This window comes from Citricoccus sp. SGAir0253 (assembly GCF_005877055.1).
In the GTDB taxonomy this organism is placed as follows: Bacteria; Actinomycetota; Actinomycetes; order Actinomycetales; family Micrococcaceae; genus Citricoccus.
Genome location: NZ_CP039424.1, coordinates 2,098,457 through 2,111,451 on the forward strand (window position 1 = coordinate 2,098,457; position 12,995 = coordinate 2,111,451).

Consider the following 12,995-nt stretch of genomic DNA (forward strand, 5'->3'; position numbering starts at 1 on the left):
AGCACTGACGCCGGCCGTGGGGTTGGCGCGGGGTCCGGCACTGCTGACGGAACGACCGTCCGGTGGATAGAGGGTCGCCCGGACGGCGGTTCAGTACCTGCCCATTCTGCCAGACTCCCCGCGGATTCTCCTAGCCGGGCCCGGGCGGGCGGTCGGGACCGCCCGCCCGGGGCCGTCGCGGTCAGGCCGCGGGCGCGGCCTCGGTGAGCAGCAGCAGCGTGTTCCACGGGTCGCGGACCTCCAGGCCCCGGTCCGTGCGCCGGGCGCTGCGCCCGGCGGTCCGCAGCCGGTCCTCGGCGGCGGCGAGCCCCTCGCCCTGCGGCAGGGTCAGCTCGACGAGGCCGAGGCCGAGGGTGTTGCGGCGCGGCCCGGCCCCGGTGGAGTTCCACGTGTTCATCGCCATGTGGTGGTGGTAGCCGCCCGCGGAGACGAACAGCGCCATGGTGCCGTACGCGGTGGTCTTCTCGAAGCCGAGCTCGTCCACGTAGAACCGCTGGGCCAGGTCCACGTCCCCCACCTGCAGGTGGACGTGCCCCACGGACGCCGGGGCGGTGCGCAGGCGGGCCAGCGCGTCCTCCGTCAGGTGGGTGTTGAGGTAGCGGTCCCACGGCAGGTACACGGTGCCCATGTCCACCTGGCCGTCCGGCAGCCACGTCCACTGCTCGCGGGGGCGGTCCACGTAGAGCTCGATGCCGTTGTTGTCCGGGTCCTGGAAGTAGAACGCCTCGGAGACGTAGTGGTCGGAGCTGCCCACGAAGCGGGTGGGGTCGAGCTTGAGGGCCGAGTACACGGCGGCGGCGAGGTCGGCCGCCTGCTCGAAGAGGATGGCCACGTGGTACAGGCCGGCCTCCCCGGCCGGGGGCAGCTTCAGGCCGTTGGCCTCCTCGATCCCCACCAGGGGGACGCCGTTGCGGCCCAGGACCACGTTGGGGCCGTCCTCGGCGACGGCGACGAGGCCGATGGCCTGCTCGTAGTAGGACCGCAGCCGTGGCACGTCGTCCGTGCGCAGGGTGACCACGCCCATGGACAGGCCGGCCGGGAGGAGGTCGTCCACGGGGCGGCCGCTGATGGACTGGTGGTTCAGGGAGGCGGTGGCGGCGTCGGCGGTGAAGGACATGGGTGGTCTCCTGGGTCGGGGGGCGGGGGCGGCGAACCTCCCGGTGGGCTCACCGGGACCTCGCCTCTCCCTCATCCCAACACAGTTTACCCTTCAACTATTCCGCGGGCCCCGGCCCGTGCCCCTCAGTTGTTGCCGAGGTACTTCTCGAAGCCCTTGGGCAGGTTCAGCGCCGAGGGGTCGAAGCCCTCCTCCGGCATGCCCTGGCCGAAGGCCGAGCCGGGCGCACCCGCGCCGGAGCGCTTGCGCCGCTCCTCCAGCTCGCGCATCTCCTGCGCCGCCTTGGCCGGGTTGCCCGAGCGCGGCTTGGCCTTCTTGCCCTTGGCCTTGGCCTTCCGGGCGCCCGCGGCGCCGCCGCCCATGCCCGGCACCCCGGGCATGCCGCCGCCGGCGGCCATCCGCTTCATCATCTTCTGGGCCTGGCCGAAACGCTCCAGCAGCCCGTTGACCTCGGAGACCTGGACCCCGGAGCCGCGCGCGATGCGGGCCCGCCGCGAGCCGTTGATGATCTTGGGCGCCACGCGCTCGTGCGGGGTCATCGACCGGATGATCGCCTCGATGCGGTCGATCTGGCGCTCGTCGAACTGCTCGAGCTGCTGGCGCATGCCCTGGGCCCCGGGCATCATCATCAGCAGCTTCTTCATCGAGCCCATCTTCTTGATCTGCTGCATCTGGTCGAGGAAGTCGTCGAGGGTGAAGTCCTCCTGGTCCACGAACTTCCGGGCCATCTTCTCGGCCTCGGACTTGTCCCAGCTGCGCTCGGCCTGCTCGATCAGGCTCATCACGTCGCCCATGTCCAGGATGCGCGAGGCCATCCGGTCCGGGTGGAACACCTCGAAGTCGCCGAGGTTCTCGCCCGTGGAGGCGAACATGACCGGCTTGCCCGTCACCGAGCGCACGGACAGCGCGGCACCGCCGCGCGCGTCGCCGTCGAGCTTGGACAGGACCACGCCCGTGAAGCCGACGCCCTCGTTGAAGGCCTGCGCGGTGGCGACCGCGTCCTGGCCGATCATCGCGTCGAGGACGAAGAGGACCTCGTCCGGCTGGACGGCGGCGCGGATGTCCGCGGCCTGGCGCATCAGCTCCTCGTCCACGCCGAGCCGGCCGGCGGTGTCGATGATGACGATGTCGTTGTGGCGGTTCCGCGCCTCGGCGAGGCCGTCCCGGGCGACCTGCACGGGATCGCCCGTGGCGTCCTCGAACTCGCTCGAGACGCCGGGGTGCGGCGCGAACACCGGCACCCCGGCCCGCTCGCCGTTGATCTGCAGCTGGCGCACCGCGTTGGGGCGCTGCAGGTCCGCGGCCACGAGCATCGGCGTGTGGCCCTGCTCCTTGAGGTGCTTCGAGAGCTTGCCGGCCAGCGTCGTCTTGCCCGCGCCCTGGAGGCCGACCAGCATGATGACGCTCGGCGGGTTCTTGGCCAGCTGCAGCCGGCGGGTCTCGCCGCCGAGGATGCCCACGAGCTCGTCGTTGACGATCTTGACGACCTGCTGGCCGGGGTTCAGCGCCTGGCTGACCTCCTCGCCGAGGGCCCGCTCCTTGATGTGGGCGATGAACTCCCGGACCACCGGGACGGCGACGTCGGCGTCCAGCAGGGCCCGGCGGATCTCGCGGGCGGTGGCGTCGATGTCCGCCTCGGACAGTCGTCCCTTGCCCTTCAGGTTCTTGAAGGTGGCGGCCAGGCGGTCGGACAGGGAGTTGAACACTGCGGTGCTCTTTCCTTCGGTGGGCTGGGGCCCTGGGCGGGCCCGCGGGACAGGTCGGGCGGCGGTGGCGGCCCCACCGACGACGGCGGGGGCGGGCCGCAACGTGCGGCCCGCCCCCGGCGGGTGCCTCAGTGCGGCCGTGACCGCACGCGGCGGTGACTACCGGTGTCCAAGGGTATCAACCCTTTCCTGCCGCGAGGACGGCACCGCGGGGGGCACCGGGGCGGCGAGCGGCGTGCCGGCCGGGGCCGCGGCCTCGGCCGGGGAGTTCGCCGCGTAGGCGGTGCCCAGCCCGCCGCCGCCGAACTCGTAGGCGATCTCCGCGTGCAGGGCCTGGTCGATGCCCATCTCCTCGTCCTCGGCCGTGACGCGCCAGCCCATGACGGCCTTGAGCAGGGCGCCGATGACGAGCGTGGCCACGCCGGCGTAGACGACGGCGAAGACGACGGCCACCGCCTGGGCCAGCAGCAGGGAGCCGTCCCCGCCGTAGAACAGGCCGGCGCGGCCGTCCTCCATCGGCCGGCCCAGCAGGCCGATCAGGACCGTGCCGAGGATGCCGGCCACCAGGTGCAGGCCGACCACGTCGAGCGAGTCGTCGAAGCCGAGCTTGTACTTGAGGTTCACGGCCAGGGCGCAGGCGACGCCGGCGAGCAGGCCGATGACGACGGCGCCGACCGGGTCGACGTAGGCGCAGGCCGGGGTGATGGCCACGAGGCCGGCCACGATCCCCGAGGCGGTGCCGATCGAGGTGGCGCGGCGGCCGCGGACGGCCTCGGTGAGGGTCCAGCCGAGCATGGCCGCGGCCGGGGCGGCCAGCGTGTTGACCCAGATGAGGCCGGCCTGGGCCGCGTCGGAGGCGGCACCGCCGTTGAACCCGAACCAGCCGAACCACAGCAGGGCGGCGCCGAGCATCACGAAGGGGATGTTGTGGGGACGGTGCCCCGGATCGGTGCCGAAGCCCTTGCGCTTGCCCAGCAGCAGGGCCAGGACGAGCGCCGCGACGCCGGCGGAGATGTGGACCACGAGGCCGCCGGCGAAGTCGACCGCCTCGCCGATGGCACCGCCCACGGCGCCGTCCGCCGAGAGCAGGCCACCGCCCCACACCATGAAGGCCAGCGGGCAGTACACGAGGGTGACCCAGACCGGCACGAAGACCACCCACGTGCTGAACTTCGCCCGGTCGGCGATCGCCCCGGAGATCAGCGCCACCGTGATGATGGCGAAGGTGGCCCCGAACCCGATGCCGATCAGGTCCTCGGTCCCCACCGTGCCGTAGAGGCCGACGTCGGCGAACGGGTTGCCGAAGAGCTGGGCGATGCCGTCACCGCTGCTCATGGTGTAGCCCCACAGGACCCACACCACACTGACGAGCCCGATCGAGATGAACGACATCATCATCATGTTCAGGGAGGCCTTGGCGCGCGTCAGCCCCCCGTAGAAGAAGGCCAGCCCCGGGGTCATCAGCAGCACCAGGCCGGCACAGGCCATGACCCAGACGTGGGATGCGGTCAGTTCGATTGCTTCCACAGTTCTCTCCTCTCTCCGAGGACCCCGGGCACTCCGGGCCGGGGGTGGCCCGGGACGGCCTGCGGCGTCGCGACGGGTGGCGACGTGTCCCGGTTAAGAGGATGCTCCGGCCGTGTTTCACGACGCCTCGCGCCCCGTTTCGTCCGCGTGACGGTCCGTCCGGTGGCGTTAACGGCGTGTTTCCGCGACCCGCGGGTACATCAGCCTTCCCGGCTCATGTACCCGCCCCGGGTGATGCGCACGACCGTGGTCTTCGCCCCGACCTTGATGGTCAGCTTCGTGGAGCCGTTCGAGTACGTTCCCCGGGTCACCCTCACCTGGTGTGACTTCAGTGCGGGAGCGATGACCGAGATGGTCCCCACCTGGTTGCCATGACGACTGAAGGTGATCTGGTCGGTGGGCTGGCGGACCAGCTGCCGGGGGTAGTGGTGTCCCCGCGGGATCCCCGCCTCGGCACCCCGGTAGATCACCGTCTCACCCTTGCCGACGGTCGGTGCGCCCCAGAAGGGCACCTGCACGAAGGTCGTCTGGGAGGACGATCCGGGCCTGGATGAGCGGACCGTGGAACGGCTGACCCATGTGCTGGTCTGGTCGGCCGGGACGCTCCACAGGCTCTGGACCGTGTGGCGCCTGGACGAATCGTTGATCACCGTGCGATCGAGCACGATGGCGAGGTCGGGGTCTGGCATCACCAGCACGCCGCGGGTCCTCGTGCCCCTGGAGTTGAACTGCTGGGTCATCTCGACGAAGTCGGCACGTCCGTCCGCCGGGAGGCTGGAACGGGTCAGGCGTGCCCTCCCCCCGTCCGACATCTTGGCGGAGGGCACGAAGATGGTGTTGTGCGCCAGTTCTCCGACGGCCCATCCGCGCCACTTGGTCGAGACACCGCCCGGCTGCCCGCCGTCGACGAGGATGTCCCGGCCCCGGGCGGTGTAGAGGAATTGGAGCAGGTCTCCTCGATGGGCCTTCTTCTCCCGCCCGCTTCCGCCCCGCAACATCCAGGAGGGGTGGTTGGCGAACCCGGTGGCGGGCGTTCCCCAGGAGGATCGGCCGAAGACGAATCCGGCGTCGAAGATGCGGACTCGATGGGTGGGCTTCGTCCCCCGCGCCCCGTTGGTGGCCGCGTAGAGGGCCTGTGCCGGAACGTTCGACGGGGCCTTGGTGACGCTCGAGTCACCGTACTGCCAGTAATACCCCAGGGCATTGGTCATGTGGGCGAGGTTGTTGCCCATCACCGTCAGGGGCCGGATCACCGTCCTGGCGTCGTGCCCACAACGCTCCATCAACTCGCCGATCTGGACCAAGAGGCGGTAGTTGAAGTGCATGTAGTGGGGCGCCGCCTCGTTGCTGAGGCCTTCGGGACTCACCTGCTGGGGCAGTGCCTTCTTCACGCGGGCGATCGCGTGGTCCTGGTAGTCCCTGCGGTCGAGCAGGCAGCCCAGTCCGAGGAGGGCCTTGTTCTCCATGGAACCGTGGTTGTGCGCTCCCGACCACCGCGCGATGTTGTGCTCGGCGTGCCGGTGCAGTGAGGTCGTCAACCACGCGTAGGAAGACGGCAGCCGTCCGCCATTGCGCTCCATGACGACCTCTCGGAAGCACGTGAGCACGTTGAGCCGGTGGGTGTTCGCCTCCATGTCGTCAGAGTCGGCCAGCCACGAGGTGCCGTGGTCCCGGATCCAGTCCCGGATGATGGTCTCGGCCTTCGCGAGGGCCTTCGAGTCCCCCGCTCGCCCTGCCTCGATGCTCGGACCGATCCAGCGCAGGCTGGAGAACCACAGCTTCCAGCCGAGGTCGCGGTGGGGGTCGAGCGTCCAGTTGATGTTCCCGCTGCCGTTGCCGACCTTGGTCGACGGGAAGACATACCAGTTGTAGACATCGCTGCGGTTGGTGGCGACCGTGTTGTAGCGCGGGAGCGTCCCGTAGCCCGCGCAGGGATAGACGCTGTTGGGGTTCGCCGGATCCGCGGCCACGTCGGGATCCACCGGCCCCGCCAACTCCTCCGACGGGTCCGTCTCGCCCGCCTGGTCGCTGGCGTCCAGCGCAGTGCCCGTCTCGGCACGGGTGTCCATGGCGCCGCCGGGCGGGGAATCGGCCGAGGCTGGCGCCAGGGGGATGAGCGCAGCGGCCAACGCGAGCGCCAGGATCCGGCGGAGGGACGGTCGGGGGCGCGTTCCAGGCATGAGGGCCTCCGGGCGGAAGGCGAACAGGGTGTGACGAGGCTAACACCCCCTGTGGGACGGGGCACCAGCCCATGGCCGGTGCCCCGTCCCCTCCCTCCGGGAGGTCCCGGCCTCAGTCCTCCAGCAGCGCGTCCACGAAGCCCTCGGCGTGGAACGGGGCCAGGTCGTCCGGGCCCTCGCCCAGGCCGATGAGCTTGACCGGCACGCCCAGCTGGCGCTGGATGGCGACGACGATGCCGCCCTTGGCGGTGCCGTCCAGCTTGGTCAGGACGATGCCGGTGATGTCCACGACCTCGGCGAAGACCTTGGCCTGGCTCAGCCCGTTCTGCCCGGTGGTGGCGTCCAGCACGAGCAGGACCTCGTCCACGGCGGCCTGCTTCTCGATGACGCGCTTGATCTTGCCCAGCTCGTCCATCAGGTTGGCCTTGTTCTGCAGCCGGCCCGCGGTGTCCACGATGACCACGTCGGCCTCCTGGTCGATGCCGGCGCGCACGGCGTCGAAGGCCACCGAGGCCGGGTCGGCGCCGTCCTCCTCGGAGCGGACGGTGTCCACGCCCACGCGGGCGCCCCACGTGGCCAGCTGCTCGGCGGCCGCGGCGCGGAAGGTGTCCGCGGCGCCGAGCACCACCTGGCGGTCCTCGGCCACGAGCACGCGGGCGATCTTGCCGACCGTGGTGGTCTTGCCCACGCCGTTGACGCCGACCACCATCATCACCGCGGGCCGGCCCTCCTTGCGGCTGGCGCTGAGCCGGCGGTCCATGGCCGGGTCGACCATCCGGACCAGCTCCTCGCGCAGCATGGCGCGCACCCGCTCGGGGTCCCGCGAGCCCTCCACGGTGACCCGCTCGCGCAGCCGGTCCACGAGCTCCATGGTGGGCTCGGTGCCGAGGTCCGCCAGCAGCAGCGTCTCCTCGACCTCGTCCCACACGTCGTCGGTGATGTCGTCCGTGGACAGCAGGGCCAGCAGGCCCTTGCCGAAGACGTTGTTGGACTTGGCCAGGCGGGCACGCAGGCGGGCGAGGCGGCCGGCCACCGGGGCCGGCGTCTCCAGTTCGCGGGCGGGCGCCTCCGGCTCGGCGAGCCCGGGCTCGGCGACGGCCGGACGGTCGGTGTCCAGCAGCTCGGAGTCCGCCGCGGCGACGTCCCCGACGACCGTCTGGTCGCCCGCAGGCTCGGCCTCCGGCCGCTCGAGGACGGCCGTCGACCCCGGGGCGGGATCGTTGGCGTCCCGGGTGGTGGGGTAGGTGCCCCGGGGCAGCTTGGGGCGCCGGTCCAGGAACCCCAGCAGGCTCAGGCCGACGACGAGGATGGCAGCGAGGGAAATCAGAATGATCGGGTCCACCGCTCCAGTCTGTCACAGCGGCGGCATGGGAGGATGGGCCGCATGGCACGCACGACGGTCGACCGGCCCCCCATCCCCCGGGAGATCAGGGTCCTCATCGCGGCCGCGTTCATCATCGCCATCGGCTTCGGGATCATCGCCCCCGTGCTGCCCCAGTACGCCCAGTCCTTCAACGCCTCCGCCACCGCCGTCTCGGCCGTGGTGTCCGCGTTCGGGCTGACCCGGCTGCTCTTCGCCCCCCTCTCCGGCCGGGCCACGAGCCGCTTCGGCGAGACGCCGACGTACATGACCGGGGTGCTCATCGTGGCCGCCTCGATGTTCCTCGTGGCCTTCTCCCAGGACTACTGGCAACTGCTCGTGTTCCGCGGGCTCGGCGGCATCGGGTCCACCCTGTTCACGGTCTCGGCGATGGCCTTCCTGGCCCGGCGGTCCCCGCCGACCATCCGCGGCCGGGTCTCCGGGGCCTACGCCTCGGCCTTCCTCGTGGGCAACATCGCCGGCCCCGTCATCGGCTCCCTGCTGGCCGTGTTCGGCCACCGCGTGCCGTTCCTGATCTACGGGACCTCGCTCGTGCTCGCGGCGGGCCTGGTGTTCGTGCTGCTGCGCGACTCCCGCCTGGCGGACCGCGGCCGTCCCGACGCGCGCCCCGAGATGCGCCTGGCCGAGGCGTGGGACAACCACTCCTACCGGGCCGCGCTGACCTCGTTCTTCGCCAACGGCTGGGCCACGTTCGGCGTCCGCAACTCGCTGACCCCGCTGCTGGCCGCCACCGCCTTCACGGGCGCCGGGCTCTGGCTGGACGGCCCGCAGGTGGCCGGCGCCGCCCTGTCCCTGTTCGCCGCCGGCAACATCGCGGCGGTGACGTTCTCCTCCCGGCTCTCCGACGTGCACGGACGCAAGCCGCTGATCATCACGGGCCTGCTGGTCGCGGCGGCCGGCACGGCCGCGCTCGGCTGGGTGCAGGACGTCTGGGCGTTCCTGGCGCTGTGCGTGCTCGCCGGGGCGGGCACGGGACTGCTCAACGCCCCGCAGCAGGCCGCCGTCACGGACATCGTGGGCCAGGACCGCAAGGCCGGGCCGGTGATGTCCACCGCGCAGATGGCCGCCGACCTCGGGGCCATCTCCGGCCCGCTACTGGCCGGGCTCGTGGTGGACGCCGCCGGCTTCGGGTGGGCTTTCGCGCTGACGGGCGGGATCCTCGCCGTGGGCGCCGCCTCCTGGGCCTTCGCCCCCGAGACGAACCTGCCGGTGCGCCCGGGCGGGCCGCGCACGGGCGCACTGCCGACGGTCAGCCCCGCGCCGCCGCCGGAGCACCGTCCAGGCGCTGGCTGATCACCGCGCTCACGCCGTCGCCGCGCATGGACACCCCGTACAGCGCGTCCGCGACCTCCATGGTCCGCTTCTGGTGCGTGATGATGATCAGCTGGCTGTCCCGCTGCAGCTCGCGGAAGATCTCCAGCAGCCGCCCCAGGTTGGTGTCGTCCAGGGCGGCCTCCACCTCGTCCATGACGTAGAAGGGGCTCGGCCGGGCCTTGAAGATGGCCACGAGCATGGCCACCGCCGCGAGCGAGCGCTCCCCGCCGGAGAGCAGGGACAGCCGCTTGACCTTCTTGCCCGCCGGCCGCGCCTCGACCTCCACGCCGGACTCCAGCAGGTTGTCCGGGTCGGTCAGGAACAGCCGGCCCTCCCCGCCCGGGAACAGGGTGGCGAAGACGTGCTGGAACTGGGCCGCCGTGTCCTCGAAGGCGGAGCGGAACACGCGCTGGACGGTGTCGTCCACGTCCTGGATGATCCGCAGCAGGTCACGGCGGCTGGCGTCGAGGTCCGCCAGCTGGGCGGTGAGGAAGCGGTGGCGCTCCTCCACCGCGGCGTACTCCTCGAGGGCCAGCGGGTTCACCCGTCCGAGCGCGGCCAGTTCCCGCTCGGCCCGGCGCAGGCGCTTCTGCTGCTCGGCGCGGTCGAAGGGCGTGGTCTCGACCGCCGGCTCCCCGCCCGGTCCCCCGTCCGGACCGTCGGCGGATCCGTCGTCCGGGCCGTCGCCCGGCGCCGCGGTGTCCGCGACCTCCGGGGTCCCCGGGGTCCCCGCGGCGCGGGCCCCGGGTTCCTCCGCCGGCGGCGCGAGCGGCACGGGCACGTCCGGGCCGTAGTGCTCCAGCAGGTAGTCCGGCGTCATCCCCAGGTCCTCGCGCGCCTTCGCGTGCAGCTGGTCGAGCCTCAGCTGCTGCTCCTGGCGCGCCATCCGGGCGGCGTGCAGCCGGTCCTTGGCGCGGGCCACCGCGGCGCGGTTCGCGTCGGCGGCCTGCTGGAGCCGCTCGCGCTCGGCGGCCAGCTCCTCGCCCTGCCGGTCCAGCCCGGCGCGGTCCCGGTCGGCCCGGGCGACGGCGGCCTCGAGCCGCTCCAGGCCGCGGGCCAGCGCGGCGGAGACCGCACCGATGCGGGCCAGCCAGGCCCGCCGGGTCCGCTCGGCGCGTTCCCGCTCGCGGTGCGCGAGCGTGGAGGCGGACACCTGCCGCCGCGCCTGCTCGGCGCGGGCGGCGGCCTGCTGCTGCACCGTCTCGGCGGCACGCAGGGCCAGCCGCGCCTCGGTCTCGCGGTGCCGGGCGGCGGCGGCGCGCTCCTCGGCCGCGTCCCGGGCGGCGGGATCGGGCTGCACTGGGGCGTCCGGTGCCGCGGCGCCCGGGCCCCCGGCCGTCGCCGCGCGCCCTGCAGGCTCCCCGTCGGCCGGCTCGCCCTCGGCCCCGGCGGCCTCGGCCTCGCGCGCCGCCCGGGCCCGGTCCTCGGCCTGCGCGACGGCGGCCGTCGCCTCCGCGAGCCGGCCCTCCAGCGCGGTGAGCTCGGCGCGCTGGCGCCGGGCGCCGTCGTCGGCATGGGCGAGTTGCTGGTGCAGGCGGGCCAGGTGCTCCGTGACGGCGGTGAAGTGGGCGTCCGAGGCGTTCAGCGCCTCGAGCGCGGCCGACTCCTCGGCGGCCGCCTCCTCGAGCCGTCCCAGCAGCCCGGAGCGCTGGAAGCGCAGCCGCTCCACCTCGTGGCCGGCCTCGGCGGCCACGCGGCCCGCCTCGTCGGCGGCCGCCTGGCGCTCGAGCCGGCTGCCGGCCCCGGCGCCGCGGGCGTCCGCCCACCCGGCGCCCAGCACGTGCCCCTCGCGGGTCGCCACGCGCAGCGGGGCGCCGTGCAGGAGCTCCGGCAGGCGCCCCGACGCCCGCCAGGCCACGGCGTCCTCCAGGTCCTCCACGAGCACGGTTCCGGCCAGCAGCCGCCGCACGGTCGTGGCGACCCCGGCCAGGTGCTCCGGGGCGTCCAGGCGGACCACCGCCACGGCGTCCACCACGCCCTCGGGCAGCCCGCCCGCCCCCTCACCGTCTCCCGCGCCGTCTCCCGCGCCGTCACCGTCCTCGGCCGCATCCCCGTCGGTCCCCGCCGGGAAGAACAGCCGCGCGTCGCCGGCCCCGGCCCCGGCCAGCCGGCCGGCGGCCTCGGCGGCCGGCCCCGGCCCGGACAGCACGAGCTCGTCCGCGGGGCCGCCGAGCGCCGCCGCGACGGCCGCCTCCCAGCCGCCCTCCACGTGCAGCAGCCCGGCCAGCGCCACGGGGGCCAGGTCCTCGAGCACCGTGACGGCCGCTCCCGGCTCCGGCTCGAGCCCCTCCGCGAGGGCGTCGCGGCGGGCCACCGCCGCCCCGTGCGCCGACTCGGCCACGGCGAGCGCCTCCTCCACGACGCGCAGCCGCTCCCGCAGGTCCTCCGCCACCTCGGCGGCCCGCTCGTAGGCGGCGTCGAGGCGCTCCTCGGAGTCCAGCGACCCGGCGAGCCGGTCCTGCTCGTCGGCGAGCTCGGCCCGCAGGGCGGCCGCGGCCTGCTCGGTCTCCGCCACCCGGGTCCGGGCCCGCTCGAGCTGGGAGCGCAGGGTGCGCGCGGTGGCCTGCGCGGCCTCCACGCGGCCGGCGGCGACGGCGGCCCGCTGGCGGCGGTCGGCGGCCTCCTGCAGCAGCCGGGTGTGGGCCTCGGAGGCCTCGCGGGCCTCGCGCTCGGCCTGCTGGCGGTGCGCGGTCGCCGCGGCGAGCTCGCCGCGGGAGCGCTCGACCTCCTCCGCGGCGGCCCCGGCGTCCGCGGTGGCGCGGTCCGCCAGTTCCGCGGCGGTGTCCGGGTCGGGACCGGCCGGGGGCGGCACCGGCTGGCGCCGGGACCGCTCGCGCTCGGCGGCGACGGCGGCCAGCGACCGGTAGCGCTCGGCCAGCGTGGAGAGCTGGTACCAGTGGTCCCGCGCCGCGGCCGAGGCCCGGGCGGCGGTGGCGGCCCGGGACGCCACGGCGGCGGCGGCCTCCTCGGCGCGCACGACGCCGGCCTCGGCCGCGGCCAGGTCCTCCTCCAGCCCCCGGTCCCCCTCGCCGAGCCGCGCCAGCTCGGCCTCCTGGCGCGCGACGTCGTCGGCCAGCAGCCGCGTGCGGGCGTCCCGGACGTCGAACTGGATCCGCTGGGCCTTGCGGGCGGTGCTGGCCTGCCGGGACAGCGGCCCGAGCTGGCGGCGGACCTCCTCGGAGAGGTCCCGGACGCGGTCCAGGTTGCCGCGCATGGACTCGAGCTTGCGGACGCTGCGCTCCTTGCGCCGGCGGTGCTTGAGCACGCCGGAGGCCTCCTCGATGAAGCCCCGGCGCTCCTCGGGGGTGGCCTGCAGGATCCGGTCCAGCTGCCCCTGCCCCACGATGACGTGCATCTCCCGGCCCAGCCCGGAGTCCGAGAGCAGCTCCTGGATGTCCAGCAGGCGGCACGCGCTGCCGTTGATCGCGTACTCGGAGCCCCCGTTGCGGAACAGGGTCCGGGAGATGGTGACCTCGGAGTACTCGATCGGCAGGGCGCCGTCCGCGTTGTCGATGGTCAGCGAGACCTGCGCCCGGCCCAGCGGGGCCCGGCCCGAGGTGCCGGCGAAGATGACGTCCTCCATCTTGCCGCCGCGCAGGTTCTTGGCCCCCTGCTCGCCCATCACCCACGCCAGGGCGTCCACCACGTTGGACTTGCCGGAGCCGTTGGGGCCGACGACGGCGGTCACGCCGGGCTCGAAGCGGAAGGTGGTGGCCGAGGCGAACGACTTGAAGCCGCGGACGGTGAGGGTCTTCAGGTACATGGACGGG

Annotated in this window: 7 protein-coding genes; 1 reads left to right on the forward strand and 6 read right to left on the reverse strand. The window is 73.7% G+C overall.

Features of this window, described 5'->3' with window-relative positions; genetic code table 11:
• Nucleotides 1-181 precede the first annotated feature (181 nt).
• The 5 genes from E7744_RS09315 to ftsY form a co-directional block, all read right to left on the reverse strand.
• Nucleotides 182-1,117 (reverse strand): VOC family protein, encoded by a 936-nt coding sequence (locus tag E7744_RS09315; RefSeq protein WP_137773873.1) that lies wholly within the window; start codon nucleotides 1,115-1,117, stop codon nucleotides 182-184.
• Nucleotides 1,118-1,242: 125 nt separating this feature from the next.
• Nucleotides 1,243-2,823 (reverse strand): signal recognition particle protein, encoded by a 1,581-nt coding sequence (gene ffh / locus E7744_RS09320; protein WP_137773874.1) that lies wholly within the window; start codon nucleotides 2,821-2,823, stop codon nucleotides 1,243-1,245.
• A gap of 159 nt (nucleotides 2,824-2,982) precedes the next feature.
• On the reverse strand, nucleotides 2,983-4,341 hold the full coding sequence (locus tag E7744_RS09325; protein WP_246858646.1) for an ammonium transporter: 1,359 nt from the start codon (nucleotides 4,339-4,341) through the stop codon (nucleotides 2,983-2,985).
• A 209-nt stretch (nucleotides 4,342-4,550) separates the two neighbouring features.
• Nucleotides 4,551-6,419, reverse strand: a complete 1,869-nt coding sequence (locus E7744_RS09330) for an alginate lyase family protein (protein WP_168199791.1) — start codon at nucleotides 6,417-6,419, stop codon at nucleotides 4,551-4,553.
• 223 nt (nucleotides 6,420-6,642) lie between these two features.
• Nucleotides 6,643-7,872 carry a signal recognition particle-docking protein FtsY gene (gene ftsY, locus E7744_RS09335; protein WP_137773876.1) on the reverse strand — a complete coding sequence of 410 codons (1,230 nt, stop codon included), beginning with the start codon at nucleotides 7,870-7,872 and terminating at the stop codon, nucleotides 6,643-6,645.
• Between the two features lie 42 nt (nucleotides 7,873-7,914).
• Between ftsY and E7744_RS09340 the strand changes: the two genes are divergently transcribed.
• Nucleotides 7,915-9,204: an MFS transporter gene (locus tag E7744_RS09340; RefSeq protein ID WP_137773877.1), complete on the forward strand. Its 1,290-nt coding sequence runs from the start codon at nucleotides 7,915-7,917 to the stop codon at nucleotides 9,202-9,204.
• Here the strand turns inward: E7744_RS09340 and E7744_RS09345 are convergent.
• Complete coding sequence (locus tag E7744_RS09345; protein ID WP_137773878.1) at nucleotides 9,161-12,988, reverse strand: chromosome segregation SMC family protein; 3,828 nt, start codon at nucleotides 12,986-12,988, stop codon at nucleotides 9,161-9,163. The genes E7744_RS09340 and E7744_RS09345 overlap by 44 nt on opposite strands.
• Nucleotides 12,989-12,995 lie beyond the last annotated feature (7 nt).

What these genes read in the sequence shown, in the direction of transcription:
- E7744_RS09315 (WP_137773873.1), bottom strand. Translation starts at nt 1,117, where the DNA reads ATGTCCTTCACCGCCGACGCCGCCACCGCCTCCCTGAACCACCAGTCC.
- E7744_RS09330 (WP_168199791.1), bottom strand. Translation starts at nt 6,419, where the DNA reads ATGGACACCCGTGCCGAGACGGGCACTGCGCTGGACGCCAGCGACCAG.
- E7744_RS09340 (WP_137773877.1), top strand. Translation starts at nt 7,915, where the DNA reads ATGGCACGCACGACGGTCGACCGGCCCCCCATCCCCCGGGAGATCAGG.
- E7744_RS09345 (WP_137773878.1), bottom strand. Translation starts at nt 12,988, where the DNA reads ATGTACCTGAAGACCCTCACCGTCCGCGGCTTCAAGTCGTTCGCCTCG.